Source organism: Candidatus Methylomirabilota bacterium (genome assembly GCA_028870115.1).
In the GTDB taxonomy this organism is placed as follows: Bacteria; Methylomirabilota; Methylomirabilia; order Methylomirabilales; family Methylomirabilaceae; genus Methylomirabilis.
Window position 1 is genome coordinate 1 of the sequence record JAGWQH010000088.1, and the last position, 15960, is coordinate 15960.

Consider the following 15960-nt stretch of genomic DNA (forward strand, 5'->3'; position numbering starts at 1 on the left):
CCCCAGCGGTCACAGTGGTCTACCTTGAACGAGTCGTAGAAATTCTCTGCCCCTTCCAGAAGGAACGTGCTGGAGCCGAGGGCGCGCAGGAGAAAGACATCATAAAAAAAGGCCGCATGCCCAAGCTCCCAAAGGAACGGATTGACGATCTCCGTTTGGGGAACAACCAGTTGCGTATCCGCCAGATCGTGTACAAGTGCGATGGTCCGCTCGTGGGCATCAGTGACCATACGCGCAAGCTCAGCAGCAGCAACGATCGTCGGCATCCGGTCCTCCTCAGTTTTCAGCAAAGGCGCGGTACCCCCCGCGCGCGGAAGGCTACGCTTGCCGCGAATTATAAGCCTACCTTCAAGAGGGGGCAAGTGTTCGTTGAACGGTATAAGAGTCCGAAAGGTTTGGATGCAGGCGACAGGTAGTGTATCCTTTCGGTAAGCGCCGTTACATAACGAACGCCTGGCACGTGAGGAAGGCCGACACCATGACCGCACACGACCTGGAACAGTTCATTCGCGATCTTCCGAAGGCAGAGTTGCATGTGCACATTGAGGGCACGCTGGAGCCTGAACTGCTGTGCGAGATGGCCAGGCGTAATCGGATCGCCCTTCGATTCCGGACGGTAGAAGAGCTGCGCGAGGCCTATAACTTCCACAACCTCCAGTCGTTCCTGGACATCTATTACGAAGGAACCCGCTCACTTCTTTCCGAGCAGGATTTCTTTGATTTGACGTGGGCCTATCTTGAACGCGCCGTGCAACAGAATGTTCGACACGCGGAAATCTTCTTTGATCCCCAGGCCCACACTGATCGGGGCGTGCCATTTGAAACGGTTATCAGGGGCATCCATCGCGCCCTCGAAGAGGCTGTTCCGAGATTCGGAATCTCATCAAAGCTGATTATGTGCTTCCTCCGCCACCTGAGCGCGAAAGCGGCTATGCAGACACTCGAGGTGTCTCTCTCTTTCAAGGACTGGATTGTGGCTGTCGGATTAGACTCGTCAGAACAGAACTATCCTCCCAACAAGTTCGTCGAGGTGTTTGCGCGGGCCAGGGTGGAAGGGTATCTCACCGTGGCCCATGCAGGGGAAGAGGGTCCTCCGGACTATATCCGGCAGGCGCTCGATCTGCTCAACGTGTCGCGGATAGACCATGGCGTCCGGTGCCTTGAAGATCCGGTACTTGTCCAGCGACTGGCCAGGGAAAGGATTCCTCTCACCGTATGTCCCATCTCGAATGTGAAGCTCTGTGTCTTTAAGTCGTTGGAAGACCATAATCTCAAAAAGCTGCTTGATCTGGGGCTGTGCGTCACCGTTAATTCCGACGATCCCGCCTACTTCGGCGGCTATATCACCGAGAATCTTCTGGCTTCACAACGGGCGCTCGGGCTTAGCCAGCGTGATATCTACACGCTCGCCAGAAATGCATTCGAGGCGAGCTTTTTGAGCGCTAATGAGAAACGGTCCCTTATTGACGAACTTGACCGTTGCATGCAAGCGCATTCCGGTTAAGCTTCTGTATCCACGGTCCTACCCTTGTATCTATTTGTCATTGTTTCGAACGTCTCCTGTGTCATTGCGAGGCGAAGCCGAAGCAATCTCACAGTTCTTCAGGACGACGACGGTAAGATTGCCGCGCTCCCTTCGGTCGCTCGCAATGACGAGTCGTTGACGACTTGCATTCAGACAGTTATGATGCTGATCATCCGATCTAACGAAGGCAAATTGTCGTGAATGGGAGGGCACCATGATTGTTACTGCCAACAGGGTACCGATTACTAAGGGCTACGAGCGAGAGTTTGAGAAGCGGTTCGAGCAACGCCTTGGCGCGGTTGACCGGATGCCGGGATTCATCCGGAACGAGATCCTTCGGCCTATCGTGGGCGATTATTACGTCGTCATAACCTATTGGGAGAGCCAGGCGGCGTTCGAGGCCTGGACCCAAAGTGACTCGTTCAGGCAGGCCCATGCCAACCCGGCGCCCAAGGAGATGTTCGCGGGCCGGAGCATGCTCGAGATGCACGAGGTCATCCTGGTATCCGAGAAAAAGCCGTAGGGATAGCATCCGCGACTCGATGCAGTATCACGCAAAGAGAACGATCGTCGGAGTCATTCCTGCACGGCTTGATTCGACGAGGCTGCATGGTAAAGTTCTCCGGGCGATCTGTGGCCGACCCATGCTGTACCACGTCTTTACACGCGCGAGCCAATGTAGGTTGCTGGACGACCTCGTGGTGGCGACCGATTCGAGAGAGGTGCATGACTACTGCGTCGAGCATCAGATGAAGGTCCGTATGACCTCAAGCTGCCATACGTCCGGGACCGACAGGATCCATGAGGTCATGCAGTCGTCGCCGGCCGATATCTATGTCAACATCCAGGGTGATGAGCCGATGATCAGGCCGGCACACCTGGAGGCTCTTCTGCAGCCGTTCTTGGAAGATCCCTCGGCCCAGGTCAGTACGCTGAAAACCTCTATCACGGCGGATGAGGCGCACAACCCCAACTGCGTCAAGGTCGTGACGGACATGGACGGTAAAGCGCTCTATTTCTCCCGCTACGCCATCCCCTATAACCGGGACCAGGTTCCTGAGACTCGCTACTTCAAACACCTCGGCCTCTACGCGTATACACGATCGGCATTAGATCGATTTCACCGGCTTCCGCCATCGCGGCTGGAACAGGCTGAAAAGCTCGAGCAACTCCGGTTCCTGGAGCATGGCATACCGATCTATGTCATCGAGACCCCGTATGACACTATCGGGGTGGACACCGAAGACGATCTCGCTCGCGTCGAGCGGTATTTTCAGGAGCTTGAGTCCTCGGCGCACGCCTGAATATTCACCACACCGGATTGCTTACCTTTCTCGCGACGTACCCCTCACCGCGATAAGTGCGCTTCTTCCCCACTGCTCGTCGAATACCGCATAGCGGGTCTGTTGTAGGGCACTAGGGCTAACTGACCGTTGGCCATGCGGACGAGCCCTTTGCGCCACTCACCATCCGAATTTCCCCTTGACGGAAATTGTAATGCATTAGTATATTATAATGTAACGATTATTACATTATCGCTCCAGAGGCCATGATGCAAGCAGCGCGATACAAATGGCTGGTGCTGATCTACACCCTTCCACCTGAGGCGGGCAGCAGCCGGGTGAGGATCTGGCGGAAGCTCAAGAAGCTAGGGGCGGTCTCCTTCAGGAACTCCGCCTATCTTCTTCCCTTCGGCGAGGAACGATACGAGATCGCCCAGTGGCTCTGTCAGGCGATCCAACGGGCTGAGGGGGAAGCGACCCTCCTCAAGGTGGAGCAGATCGAGAATCTCGCTGACAACGAGGTGGCGGAGCTGTTCCGGCGCGCTCGCAACGAGGACTACGCGGGACTGATAAAGGCCGGAGAGGCGTGGCTCGACCGTCTGCACGCCCTGCCTCGGGGGAACGCCGCCCGGGGGGGGGTAGCGCTGGCGGATGAGCTGAAGAGTCTGGAGAAACAGTTAGCGGAGCTACGGGAGATCGACTATTTCCGTGCCCCCAACCGGCAGGAGGCCGATGGCGTCCTCAAGCGCTGCCGCGCCATACTCCGGGAACTGTTAGGGAGGAGGCAGAGTACGACCACGGGGAAGTCCACGGTGCTGAAGGCAGGGTCATTTCGGGGCATGACCTGGGTCACACGCCCTCGGCCGCATGTGGATCGGATGGCGTCAGCCTGGATGATCCGCCGCTTCATCGACCCAGAGGCTACGTTCGCGTTTGCCAACCCGCCGGAGAAGGTCAAAGGCTCAATCCCATTTGACTATCCGGGAGTCGAGTTCGGCCACCAAGGCGAGGATTGCACCTTCGAGACCCTGCTCAAACGCTTCGGCCTGAAGGACAGGGCCTTGCGCATTGTAGCTGAGATCGTTCACGACACCGATCTGAAGGATGCCAAATTCGAGCGGGATGAAGCCAAGGGGATAGACGCCGTCCTCAAGGGGTTCGCAGCTACAATCGCCGACGATCAGTCGCTGCTGGCCGAGGGGCTTCGTCTCTTTGACGCCCTCTATGCACGCTTCAGCGGGCAAGAGCGTTCGCGCCGCACAGGTCCAACGAGCAAACGGGTCAAGACGTGAGGTTGAAGAGGTATGGAGCGCAACACCGCTTGTAGCGTTCGGATCCGAGACCTCGTCAGCTATTACCTGCGCCTGGGCGCGCTTGGGTTTGGGGGACCTGTTGCCCTTTGCGGACAGATGGAAAAAGAACTGGTCGAAGAGCGGAGGTGGGTAACAAAGGACGAGCTTCGTGAAGGGATCGCCGTCTGCCAGTCCCTTCCGGGACCGCTGGCCATCCAGGTAGGGATCTTCATCTCGTATCTGCGAGGCGGATTCTGGGGTGCCTGGGCCGGCGGTTGGGCGTTCATCCTGCCCAACTTCGTGATTGTTGCCACGTTGGGCGCCTTGTATGTCCATTTCGGCGACTTACCCCCCATACGCGCGATCTTCTATGGCGTGAGCCCTGCCGTAATCGCTCTTATCCTGCACTCCTGCTACCGGCTGGCCCGGCTGGGGATGGAAGACCCGGTCCAATGGATCATCGCTGCTGCATGTCTGGTGGTCACGGTGGCTCTTCAAGCCGAAGTGGCCCTGCTCTTCATTGTTTCGGGTCTGCTTGGGATCCTTTACTACGGGACCAGGCGCCAACTAAACCGCTTGCCGTCTTTGCCTTTCATGGTGGCGCTGCCGCTTGTTGTCGGAGCCTCCAAGGGCTGGTCAAGCGAAATGCTGGGAAAACTGTTGCTGTTCTTCCTGAAAGCGGGGTCCTTGACGTTCGGGAGCGGTCTCGTCATCGTACCGTTCCTGGAGAAAGGGCTGGTCCAGCAGACCGGCTGGCTCGACGAACGACAGTTCCTGGTCGCGGTGGCCATGGGAATGCTCAGTCCGGGGCCGGTGGTCATCACGGCCACTTTCGTGGGATACCTTGTCGCCGGCTTCTGGGGTTCCGTTGTCTCCACCATAGGGATATTTCTCCCATCCTTTCTGCTGGTCCTCATTGTGGCCCCCGCCCTGATCCGTCACCGTACTAATCGAAACGTCCAGGGCTTCGTCAAGGGAGCGTATGCAGCCGCCATCGGGACGATCCTGGGGGCATGCATCCTGCTCGGGAAGATCGCTATCGGCGACTGGCTCACAGGATTGGTGGCGATGCTGAGCCTGATGGCCCTGACCCGCTGGAAAGTCAGTAATCCCGTGCTGGTTGCGATAACGGCAGTCATCGGACTGATCGCCTTCCCGCTCCTGAAGCCGACATGGATCTTTGTCAAGTAGGGAGGACCATCACGCGGAACTCTACCCCAATGCGCAGATATTTACGGATGTTACTGTGATGAAAAATAGAGCTGCAGTGACGCTGGCCACTAGGGTTGCTTCTTCGGATGCGTGGTGTGGTAACCCCCGGCACCAAAAGATTACGGACAAAACGATGCTTTTATAACTGCAATGTGTGGGTTGAATAGTTTAGATGGAAGGAGCTGATTTTCCATGCAGAAAAAAGTAGTACCCCTTGTCGCCACCCTAGTAACCCTCTCCTTTGTCGGAGTAGCTTTTGCGAGGCACCCAACGATCATGGGTGAGGTGATCTCGGTGAACCCCACCAGGAGTATCCTGACGATATAAAGATAAGTGAGGGCCTATAACCTTCCGGGTCGAAGAGCGGGCCAGCAGGGCTCTGGCTAATCTGAAGCCATGCGACAAGGCGACAGTAATAACATATAGTTTTACGAGTGTTGGTCCCCTAGACGGTGACCTTGACTGGATGCCTAGTGCTCATGCTGTCACAAAGGACTGAGTTGGCCAGAAAAGGTCCGAAAAAGCGGCTTTCTGAACAGGTGGACTTCGGGCTGCGCGTTGTCGGCCTCAAGGGAGTATGCCCATGAAGAAGTTTATACAGCGTTGGTTGTATATCTGGTTTTTGGCGCTGGCGCACCCCGCTGTTGTGTTTGCGCAAGAGGCCTTGAAGCCGCCGCTGACGCTGGACGTAGCTGTTGATCTGGCGTTGCACAACTACCCGGCCATCCGCGCTTCCCAGGCGCAGGTGGCAGCCGCTAGCGCAGGCATTGATCTGGCCCGTACGGCGTATCTGCCTCGAGCGGATCTGCTGTGGCAAGAGAACCGGGCAACCAGAAATAATATCTTCGGCCTGTTGCTGCCACAATCGGTCATACCACAGATCTCCGGGCCTGTACTGGGAACAAAATCCACCGCGAGCGCCTGGGGGAGCGCCGGAGGGTTACTTGTTGCGTGGGAGCCATTCGATTTCGGCCTCCGAAGAGCCAACGTTGAGACTGCGCACGCTGTGACGGAACAGGCTGGTGCAGGGGTGGGCGTGACCCGCCTCGACGTGGCCACATCGGCAGCCGACGCCTTCCTCGCGGTACTGGCTGCGGAGCAAACTGTTCGTGCGGCACAAGCCAACGTGAGGCGGATGCAGACGTTCCACGACGCGGTTCATGTGTTGGTAGAGAACCAGCTCCGCCCTGGAGCGGATGCATCGCGCGCAAACACTGAGCTGGCAGCGGCACAGATTCAACTCATCCAGGCGCAGCAAACTGCCGAGACTAATCGCGCCACGCTTGCCGAGGCCCTTGGCGTTGCAGGCACCTCCGTTACAATTGATCCTGGCCTGCTGCTCGAACTTCCTCCGCCACCGGCTCTTCCTGCCACGAAATTCAAATCTCATCCACTTGCGCTGGCGCAAGCAGCCATAGTGGAAGCGGTGCGCGCTCGCGAGCTTGCATTAGATCGCTCCTACTTTCCGCGAGTCAACCTACAGGCAGCCCTCTTTGGTCGGGGAACCGGGGCTCTCCTAAACGGCGAACTCGAAGGGGGAGGTAAAGGCCTGCTGCCGGACACATCCAACTGGGCTGTAGGCGTGTCCATCACCTTTCCGGTTTTCGACATCTTCGCGATCCGTGCGCGCCGCCAGATCGAGGCAGGCAATGAAGCCGCCGAGCAGGCGCGATACGACCAGACACTCCAGAATCTCAAGGCTGAGAATGCGCGGGCTCAGGCTCTGATTGAGGGCGCGAAGCGCAGGGCGGACACAACGCCGATTCAACTCCATGCAGCTACAGAGACAGAAACGCAAGCGCGGGAACGATACAAGTTTGGCCTGGCGACGATCATCGAGGTTGCTGAAGCCGAGCGATTGCTCGCGCAAGCCGAGGCCGATGATGCCATCGCCAGAATTGGTGTGTGGCGGGCGATGCTGATCACCGCGAAGGTTCAGGGCGATCTCCAGCCTTTTTTGCAGCAGTTGAAGTTGCCGGCAAACGGGGGAAGGTAATATGTGGCTCATCAATGCCGCGATGCGGCGTCCGATTACAATTCTGGTTGCGGTCATCAGCATTGCTTTGTCCTCGATCCTCGCGCTCACGCGGATGCCGGTGGATATCTTTCCCAATCTCAATCTCCCGGTTATCTATGTGGCGCAGCCATATGGCGGGATGGATCCGGCCCAAATGGAGGGGTACCTGGTCTCCTACTATGAGTACCACTTCCTCTACATCACCGGCATCGAGCATGTGGAATCGAAATCGATCCAAAACGTTGGCCTTATCAAGCTCTATTTTCATCCCGGGACCGATATGAGCCAGGCCCTGGCGCAGACTGTTTCTTACGTGGAGCGCTCGCGCGCCTTTATGCCCCCCGGGACTGTTGCGCCCTTCGTCGTGCGCTTCGATGCTGGCAGCGTACCGGTAGGCCAACTGGTCTTTTCCAGCGGGACGCGGAGTGTCGGTGAGATTCAAGATCTGGCCCTCTTCCGGGTGAGGCCGATGTTCGCCACATTGCCGGGGGTCTCTGCCCCGCCTCCATTCGGCGCCAGTCAGCGGACGGTGGTGATTCGAGTCGATCCTGATCAGCTCCGCGGCTATCACATGTCGCCAGAGGAGGTGGTCAAGGCCCTGGCGGCGGGTAACACCATCCTCCCTGCGGGCAATGTCAGAACGGGCGACCTCAATCGTCTGGCGCCGCTGAACTCAGTCGTGTCTAGCATACAGGAGCTGGGGAACGTGCCGATCAGAACGGGCGCCGGGTCACCCGTCTTCATACGGGACATCGGGATCGTCGAGAACAGCACCGATATCCTGACCGGGTATGCGCTTGTCAATGGGCGCCGGACTGTCTACATCCCCGTCACCAAGCGGGCCGATGCCTCTACACTGGACGTGGTGAACCGGGTGAAGTCGGCACTGTCGCGAATGCAGGCCATGCTCCCGGACGACATTAAGGTCAGCTTCGAGTTCGACCAATCAACTTACGTGAAGAATGCCATAAGAGGGCTCGTGACTGAAGGAGCACTTGGGGCGATCCTGACCGGGTTGATGGTCTTTCTCTTCCTCAGGGATCTGCGAAGCGCCTCGGTCGTCGTTACGACCATCCCGTTCGCGCTCCTCGCGGCGTTGGTGGGGCTCTGGCTTACAGGACAAACGGTGAATATCATGACCCTCGGCGGCCTCGCGCTGGCCATCGGCATCCTCGTTGATGAGGCGACCGTTGCCATTGAGAATATCCACACGCATCTCGCGCGAGGGGAGGCCTGTGCCCATGCTGTGATCGAAGCGGGTCGAGAGACACTTACGCCTCGGCTGCTGGCGATGGTGTCGATCATTGCGGTGTTTGTGCCCTCCTTTTTCATGGTCGGCGTGTCGCGCGCGCTGTTTGTGCCGCTATCACTGGCCGTCGGCTTTGCCATGCTGGCGTCGTATCTCCTCTCCAACACCCTTGTGCCGGTGCTCTCGACATGGCTGTTGCGCGGACAGCGTATGGAAGGTCACACTCAATCGTTTTTCCACACGGTGCAGAAGGCATATGAACGGTTTCTGGAGCGTGTATGGCGCCGACGATGGCCGGTTTTGGCCTCCTATGCCGTAATCGCCGTTGTTGGTATCTTTCTGATCGGTCGGCAACTCGGGACCGACATCTTCCCGGCTGTCGATACTGGGCAGTTTCAGCTTCGGCTCCGGGCCACGACGGGGACGCGCGTCGAGCGAACCGAGGAGATTGCGCTCAAGGCGTTAGACGCCATCCGAACCGAGGCCGGTCCGGACAATGTCGCTATCACCCTTGGGTTTGTGGGCACGCAGCCACCAAACTATCCCATCAACACCATCTATCTCTGGACGAGTGGACCGCACGAGGCTGTCCTGTCGGTTGCCTTGCGGCGAAACTCGCACATTCGTCTCGATGAGTTCAGAGAGCGGCTGCGTCAAAAGCTGCCGGCCCTCCTCCCTGGCACGACGATCTCCTTTGAGGCTGGCGACATCGTGAGTCAGATCATGAACTTTGGCGCACCGACACCGATTGAGATTGCCATTAACGGCCCAAACCTCGCCGCGAACCGGACGTTCGCCGAGAGGGTGATGGCAGAGGTGAAGCAGGTATCTTCGCTTCGAGATCTCCAGTTTGGCCAACCACTTGACTACCCGACCGTTGACCTCACGGTGGACCGCGAGCATGCAGGGTGGCTTGGCGTCACGGTCGAGCAGGTCGGACGATCCCTGGCGGCGGCCACCTCCTCCAGCCGTTACATCCAGCCGAACTATTGGCGTGATCCGACGAGCGGGGTTGCATACCAGGTGCAGGTCGAGATCCCTCAGTCGCGGATCCGGTCCATCGGAGACCTCGAAAGTGTGCCCGTCATGTCCAATGGCGCAGCAGGTCCGCTCGTGAGGGATGTCGCACAGATCAGCTATGGGACCATGCCCGGCGAATACGATCGTTACAACCAACAGCGGATGATCACCATCACCGCCAACACCGCAGGGACGGATCTGGGAAGTGCTGCCAGCGAAGTGGCTGCGGCCATCCGTCGGGCTGGCGATCCGCCTCGCGGGGTGGTCGTCGCTCTACGCGGCCAGGTTCCCCCGATGCAGCAGACACTTTTCGGCTTGGAGACGGGGCTGGCGCTTGCCATCGTGGTGATCTTTCTGCTCCTGACGGGCAATTTCCAGTCGATGCGCCTGGCCTTCGTTGTGCTCTCGACGGCTCCATCGGTCATCCTGGGTGTCCTGATCGCCTTGTGGATCACGGGTACCACGCTGAATGTGCAATCGTTCATGGGGGCCATCATGTCGATCGGTGTCTCGGTTGCCAACGCGATCCTACTGGTCACATTTGCTGAGCACTACCGATGTGAAGGTCAGCCTGCAGACGTAGCAGCGAAAGAAGGCGGCAGGAGTAGACTCCGACCGATCCTGATGACCAGCATGGCGATGATTGCGGGTATGATCCCGATGGCGCTGGCGCTTGGCGAAGGCGGAGAGCAGACGGCTCCTCTGGGTCGGGCGGTCATAGGCGGGCTTGTCGCCTCCACACTTGCGGTGCTCGTGATCCTTCCGCTAGTCTTTGCGACAGTGCAGCGCCGGGCCAGTCGAACGGTAGCCTCACTGCATCCCGATGATGTGGACAGGTGAATGGTAGGGGGCGGAGCGAAGCTCTCCTCCTAATATAAACTTGGGGGTTAGAGGAAATGCAGATAACCCGAAGGCAGCTCGTCCTGGCTCTGAGCCTCGCCGTCGCGACCACCGCGGTCGCCTCCTGGCGTCTGGTGTGGAACAGCGGAGAGAAAGCGCAGAGGCAGGGTGTTCGAGCCGGGGCCGAGCCGTCGCCGCAGATCCCGACCGTCCTGGTCACCCCGGTCGTCTCGCAGCGGTTAGATCGGCAGATTCTGCTCCACGGGGATCTCTCTGCCTATCAGGATGTGGCGCTCTATCCCAGGGTGCAGGGGTTCGTAGAATGGATCGGCGTAGATCGGGGCTCTGCGGTCAGACAAGGTCAACTACTCGCCCGCTTGAGCGCGCCAGAAATGGTGGCGCAGCTCAGTGAGGCGGAGGCCAAGATCCGGGCCGTTCAGTCGGAGCGACTGGAGGCAGAGGCCAAGCTGGCCGCCGATGAGGCGACCTATAGACGGCTGAAAGCGGCCTCAGCCACGCCTGGAGTGGTGGCTGGAAACGATGTTGAGGTCGCCCAGAAAACAGTGGAGGCGAATCAGGCGCGCGTTCAACTCTGGAGAGAGAATGAGCAGGCCGCTCGGGAGGTAGCTCGTTCAGTCCAGGATATCGGGTCCTATCTCAAGATCACTGCACCATTTGACGGCATCATCACAGAGCGGAATGCTCATCAGGGCAGCCTCGTCGGGCCCTCCGGGACCCCTGCGGCTCAACCGATGCTGCGGATTCAACAGGTTGGGCGCATGCGTCTGGTCATTCCAGTGCCAGAGAGTGATCTGGCCGGCACCGCCCTCGGCACCCAGGTGAATTTCACTGTACCAGCATTTCCGGGCGAGACCTTTAACGGCGTCGTTGAGCGGATCGGGCACTCACTAGACGAACGGTCGCGAACGATGCCTGTTGAATTGGACGTGGCGAACCGGGCTGGTCAATTGGCGCCCGGCATGTTCGCGGATGTTGTCTGGCCGGTACGGCGGCCGCAGCCAACCTTGTTTGTTCTGCCATCCGCCGTCGTCACCACAACCGAGCGAATGTTTGTCGTTCGAATTCGCGACGGGGTGGTGGAGTGGGTAGACGTGCGGCGCGGTACAGCAATGGGCGATCTTATTGAAGTGTTCGGACCTCTTGCGCAAGGTGACCAGGTGGTGCTCCGTGGCACAGACGAGCTTCGTCCAGGGACGCGCGTTGTTGCCCAGCAGTCTTCCACGGGTCGTTAAGGGCTCGGCGCGAGGGGACCTGTGACTGAGGGAACCCCGGCCTAAATGGGTCGTGATCTACGCCAGCATCGCAAGCAGCGGGACGCTCCGCCGCGATCCGCAGCGAAGCCTTGAGGAAAAAGCATGAAGCTCGCCCATGACTGAAGAGGGTGCGGTTAGAGGTAGCTTTGTGAGGAAATAATGAAACGAAAGATCTGGTATCCATGGGGTCTTTGCTGGATTACCGTTGTGCTGATCGGATTTCTCAGCGGGGCCTGTGGGAAGAGTGAGCAGAGCGTCCCCAGCCCGCCCATCGCGGTGACCCCGGCTGGCGAGTGGCGAACGTGGAACTTCGATCAGGCGCCGGTTGATCAGCTCCCTTCAGGAGTTTCAGTGCGGCAGACCGGGAGCGGCACGCTGCCCAAGTGGGAAGTATTGGCTGATCTTACAGCGGCAAGCCCACCAAACGTTTTGGCCCAGCGCTCGCAGACGAACTCCGGCGAGCGCTTCAACTTAGCCGTCATTGAGGATAGCGACTATCAGGACCTGGAGCTTGAAGTAAGGTTCAAGGCGGTCGAAGGCTCGGAAGACCGAGGAGGAGGGCTGATCTGGCGCTACCAGGACCCGGACAACTACTACATCGCCCGGGCCAACCCACTGGAAGATAACTTCAGGATATACAGGGTCGTCCGGGGTGTGAGACGACAGTTGGCGAGCTCCTATTTCAAGGTGACGAGCGAGGTCTGGCACTCCATGCGGATCGTGGCTCAGGGCGATCAGATGGAGTGCTTCTACGATGGCAAAAAGTACCTTACGGTCCGCGATCCGACGTTCAGACATGGGAAGATCGGCTTATGGACGAAGTCCGATGCGGTCACGTATTTCGATGACCTGCGGGTCAGGCCAATCAAGTAGCCTTCATCCGAGCTTAGTAAGGCGCTCCAATGGTCAGGATGTGGACTCCCTTTATCCAGCTCTGCGCCGTAGGTCTGCTGGCCAAGCTCAGCTATCAGATGGCCAGGAGCCCGGTCCTGCCTCGCTTTGCCCAGGACCTCGGCGCTGCGCCCGAGCTGATCGGCCTGATCGTGGCCGCGTCAACCATTACGGGGATCTTCATCAAGCTTCCGGCCGGGGCCCTATCGGACGTACTCGGACGCAGGCGAATGATGCTCCTGGGATGTCTATTCTTCGCTGCGCCGCCTTTCCTCTACCCGTTCGCCCACTCTCCCGGTACGCTCCTGGCGCTCCGTTTCCTCCATGGGTTCGCCACCGCCGTCTTCTCCCCTGTAGCCTCAGCCTTCGTGGCCGACCTCTCAAAAGAAGCACGGGGGGAGAAACTCGGCTGGTTTGCCGCGGCAGGCGACATCGGTTCTACCCTGGGCCCCCTCATCGGGGGGTTGCTGCTGTTCTACACATCCAGTTACCCGATGACCTACCTCACGGTCGGGGTCCTCGGCCTGTGTCCGCTCCTGTTGATCCTGCGCCTACCAGATGATGAGATGCCTCGTCGCGCGGGCAGAACCCTCGGTGAGCGCTCCCAGCAGTTCTGGAGCGGAATCAGAGAAGTCCTGGGAAGCCGGGCCGTGGTGATCGCCTCGCTGTTAGAAGCCGCCATGCATGTAGGATATGGCGCTTTCCTGGGTTTTTTCCCCACTTACGCCAAGGGGATCAGGCTCAACGATGCCCAGATCGCCCTCGTGATGGGGGTCCAGCTTGCCGCAACGATGTTCGCCAAGCCGCTCTCTGGGCGGCTCTCCGACCGCCTCGGCCGAAAACCCATGATCTTGGCCGGTCTGCTTCTGTGTGCCGCCACGCTGCCGGCCATCCCTGCCCTCGCCTCTCTGTGGCTCCTCTTTCCGGTGTCGGCTCTGTTCGGCCTTGGAGTGGCTATCGTCACACCTTCGACCACCGCATTGGTGGCGGACCTGGTCAAAGACCAACAGATGGGATCGGCGATGGGGGTCTTCGGCACCATCTGGGATACGGGCGAAGCCTCAGGACCAATCCTGGCCGGTTTGCTCATCGCCTCCATGAATTACCTTTCGGCTTTCGCCGTGATCGCTTCGCTGATGGCGGCAGCCGCCGTGATCTTCGCCGTCCTGGTCAGGGACCCTCAAGCTGTACAGGCAGGAGCAGGAATGGAGCAACAGTACCCGTAAACGTAAGAAGGAGGTTAGACATGAAGAGAGACGATATGCTCCGCATTGTGACGATGGGTGTCTTTCTGGTCGTCGCGCTGGTATGGGATCTGACGCCCGGCTTGGCGCGGGAGGTCGATGGCGCAGGTGCTTTAACAGGTGCTGAAACAAACCGCCCGGGTCTTGATCAGGATGGTATCGCGAAGGCGTTTGGCAAAAAAGGGGAAACAATGGATGGAACATATAAAGTTTCCTTTCCCCGTTTCGATCTGCATGTGAAAGTAGGCAAGATTCCTATCAAGCCCGGCTTTGCATTGACGAATTGGGCAGGGTTTATAAAGTCAGGCGATTCAGCAATGACATACGGAGATCTTGTTCTCCTGGAACGCGAAACGAATCCGGTCATCAGTAAGTTAATGGAATATGGAATCGACATCGTCGCTCTTCACAACCACCTGATATATGAGACCCCCAGGATTTTCTATGTGCACTTCATGGGAGACGGAAATGAAGTGGATATGGCAAAGGGCCTCAAGGAAGCCCTGGCCATTACGGGCACACCCCTCAAATCCTTACCGGCCAGTACTGCAACGAAACCGGATGTGGCCAAAAAAATCGAGGAAGTCTTGGGCTACCAAGGGACCATGAAAGATGGCGTACTAAACGTCAATGTGCCCCGTAAGGATATACATGTAAAAAGGAAAGGTGCCAAGATCCCTGGCAACATGGGAATGAACATCCCATTGAATTTTCAAATAGACGGTGATAAGGCAGCAATCAACGGAGATTTCATGCTTCGGGCGGGTGAAGTGAGCGCGGTTATAAAAGCGCTGAGGGAAAACGGAATAGAAGTGGCGTCTTTGCACAATCACATGCTGGATGAAGAGCCTCGATTGTTTTTTATGCATTTCTGGGCTTACGGAGATGCTTCCACCTTGGCTAGGGGCCTTAAAGCCGCTCTCGATCAAACCGGCGTAAAAAAATAAGACGCAAACGGGGTCCTGACACGGCAAGGTTGCCATCGAAGCTGCAGACGACATGTTCAAAGAAGCAGGCGCCATCGACGTCTGACCCAAGGCTCACAGCGTAACGTTGTTCGATGATTTCAGCTTTGGAGAAAATGAAATCAGCAAGGGCTGGTGCAATTGAAATGAGGGATCCAATAAAACAGCGAGCCGCTTTATTGATAACAGCCTTCTTTGTTGCGGCCGCTTGCATATCGGGATTAGCCGCATGCACCAAACAGCAGACCGTTGTCGTTTACGTGAGCGAAGACCAGGTTTTCTCGGAACCGATACTCAAAGATTTCGAGAAGGAAACCGGCATACAGGTGAAAGCCGTATATGACACCGAAGAGTCAAAAAGCACGGGTGCCATGAATCGGCTTTTAGCGGAAAAGGACAATCCCCAGGCGGATGTCTATTGGGCGAACGAGCCGATCCGGGCAGAGATACTCAGACAACGAGGTATATCGGCTCAGTACCTTTCGCCGAACGCGAAGGGAATCCCGGACAATTTTAAAAATTCGGAAGGTCAATGGACAGGCTTCTCTGCACGGGCGAGGATACTGCTGGTCAAGAAAAGTCTCACTGAAAAGCCGCGATCGATCCTGTCTTACACCGAGCCGCGGTGGAAAGGACGGGCAGTTATCGCCAATCCGTTGTTCGGGACCACGACTGTAGAAATTGCGGCCCTTTTCATTGTGTGGGGAGATGACAAAACAAAGACGTTCCTGGATGCAATGAAGCGTAATCAAATCAGGATTTCGACGAGCAATGGTGAGAGCGCCGACCTTGTGGCAAGCGGCGAATTCGACTTCGCTCTCGTAGACAGCGACGACGGCGCGAGCCGTATGAAACAGGGTAAGCCCATAGAAGTCATTTTCCCGGATCAGGAAAAGGCAGATGTCGGCAGCTTTGTCGTTCCGAACGCGGTTGTATTCATAAAGGGCGCGCCCCACCCGGACAATGCTAAAAAGCTGATAGACTATCTGCTCTCAAGAGAAACGGAACGGAAATTGGCGTTCGCGGAATGCGCGCAGATCCCCTTGCATCCCGACGTTGAAACTCCTCCCGTCGTAAGACGCATTGAGACTATCAAGACGATGAAGGTCGATTATGCCGAGGTTGCAAAGAAGATGCAGGAAATCCAG

General features: G+C 57.8%; 13 protein-coding genes. 12 read left to right on the forward strand and 1 reads right to left on the reverse strand.

Features of this window, described 5'->3' with window-relative positions:
- Positions 1–266, reverse strand: a 266-nt coding sequence (locus KGL31_09975) for a DinB family protein (protein ID MDE2322225.1), incomplete at its 3' end; no start/stop codon positions are given.
- 212 nt (positions 267–478) lie between these two features.
- Here KGL31_09975 and KGL31_09980 point away from each other — a divergent pair.
- The 12 genes from KGL31_09980 to KGL31_10035 all read left to right on the forward strand — a co-directional run.
- Positions 479–1504, forward strand: coding sequence for an adenosine deaminase (locus KGL31_09980; GenBank protein MDE2322226.1), 1026 nt, complete (start codon positions 479–481; stop codon positions 1502–1504).
- A 235-nt stretch (positions 1505–1739) separates the two neighbouring features.
- On the forward strand, positions 1740–2048 hold the full coding sequence (locus KGL31_09985) for an antibiotic biosynthesis monooxygenase (GenBank protein ID MDE2322227.1): 309 nt from the start codon (positions 1740–1742) through the stop codon (positions 2046–2048).
- A gap of 19 nt (positions 2049–2067) precedes the next feature.
- Positions 2068–2829, forward strand: a complete 762-nt coding sequence (gene kdsB / locus KGL31_09990; protein ID MDE2322228.1) for a 3-deoxy-manno-octulosonate cytidylyltransferase — start codon at positions 2068–2070, stop codon at positions 2827–2829.
- A 245-nt stretch (positions 2830–3074) separates the two neighbouring features.
- On the forward strand, positions 3075–4100 hold the full coding sequence (locus KGL31_09995) for a chromate resistance protein (GenBank protein ID MDE2322229.1): 1026 nt from the start codon (positions 3075–3077) through the stop codon (positions 4098–4100).
- Positions 4101–4112: 12 nt separating this feature from the next.
- The gene (chrA, locus tag KGL31_10000) at positions 4113–5291 is read left to right on the forward strand and encodes a chromate efflux transporter (protein ID MDE2322230.1); all 1179 of its coding nucleotides are present in this window, start codon (positions 4113–4115) and stop codon (positions 5289–5291) included.
- Positions 5292–5895: 604 nt separating this feature from the next.
- On the forward strand, positions 5896–7308 hold the full coding sequence (locus tag KGL31_10005) for a TolC family protein (protein ID MDE2322231.1): 1413 nt from the start codon (positions 5896–5898) through the stop codon (positions 7306–7308).
- Between the two features lies 1 nt (position 7309).
- The gene (locus KGL31_10010; protein MDE2322232.1) at positions 7310–10438 is read left to right on the forward strand and encodes an efflux RND transporter permease subunit; all 3129 of its coding nucleotides are present in this window, start codon (positions 7310–7312) and stop codon (positions 10436–10438) included.
- A gap of 56 nt (positions 10439–10494) precedes the next feature.
- Complete coding sequence (locus KGL31_10015; GenBank protein MDE2322233.1) at positions 10495–11691, forward strand: efflux RND transporter periplasmic adaptor subunit; 1197 nt, start codon at positions 10495–10497, stop codon at positions 11689–11691.
- A gap of 180 nt (positions 11692–11871) precedes the next feature.
- On the forward strand, positions 11872–12585 hold the full coding sequence (locus tag KGL31_10020) for a DUF1080 domain-containing protein (protein ID MDE2322234.1): 714 nt from the start codon (positions 11872–11874) through the stop codon (positions 12583–12585).
- Positions 12586–12614: 29 nt separating this feature from the next.
- Positions 12615–13829 (forward strand): MFS transporter, encoded by a 1215-nt coding sequence (locus KGL31_10025; protein ID MDE2322235.1) that lies wholly within the window; start codon positions 12615–12617, stop codon positions 13827–13829.
- A 20-nt stretch (positions 13830–13849) separates the two neighbouring features.
- Positions 13850–14794, forward strand: a complete 945-nt coding sequence (locus tag KGL31_10030; protein MDE2322236.1) for a DUF1259 domain-containing protein — start codon at positions 13850–13852, stop codon at positions 14792–14794.
- A gap of 164 nt (positions 14795–14958) precedes the next feature.
- A partial coding sequence (locus KGL31_10035; GenBank protein ID MDE2322237.1) for an extracellular solute-binding protein occupies positions 14959–15960 on the forward strand: 1002 nt, incomplete at its 3' end.

Bases quoted from the DNA above. Each gene is read 5' to 3' on its own strand.
- chrA (MDE2322230.1), top strand. From the start codon at position 4,113: ATGGAGCGCAACACCGCTTGTAGCGTTCGGATCCGAGACCTCGTCAGC.
- KGL31_10025 (MDE2322235.1), top strand. From the start codon at position 12,615: ATGGTCAGGATGTGGACTCCCTTTATCCAGCTCTGCGCCGTAGGTCTG.
- KGL31_09980 (MDE2322226.1), top strand. From the start codon at position 479: ATGACCGCACACGACCTGGAACAGTTCATTCGCGATCTTCCGAAGGCA.
- kdsB (MDE2322228.1), top strand. From the start codon at position 2,068: ATGCAGTATCACGCAAAGAGAACGATCGTCGGAGTCATTCCTGCACGG.
- KGL31_10010 (MDE2322232.1), top strand. From the start codon at position 7,310: ATGTGGCTCATCAATGCCGCGATGCGGCGTCCGATTACAATTCTGGTT.
- KGL31_10020 (MDE2322234.1), top strand. From the start codon at position 11,872: ATGAAACGAAAGATCTGGTATCCATGGGGTCTTTGCTGGATTACCGTT.
- KGL31_10015 (MDE2322233.1), top strand. From the start codon at position 10,495: ATGCAGATAACCCGAAGGCAGCTCGTCCTGGCTCTGAGCCTCGCCGTC.
- KGL31_10030 (MDE2322236.1), top strand. From the start codon at position 13,850: ATGAAGAGAGACGATATGCTCCGCATTGTGACGATGGGTGTCTTTCTG.
- KGL31_09995 (MDE2322229.1), top strand. From the start codon at position 3,075: ATGATGCAAGCAGCGCGATACAAATGGCTGGTGCTGATCTACACCCTT.
- KGL31_09985 (MDE2322227.1), top strand. From the start codon at position 1,740: ATGATTGTTACTGCCAACAGGGTACCGATTACTAAGGGCTACGAGCGA.
- KGL31_10005 (MDE2322231.1), top strand. From the start codon at position 5,896: ATGAAGAAGTTTATACAGCGTTGGTTGTATATCTGGTTTTTGGCGCTG.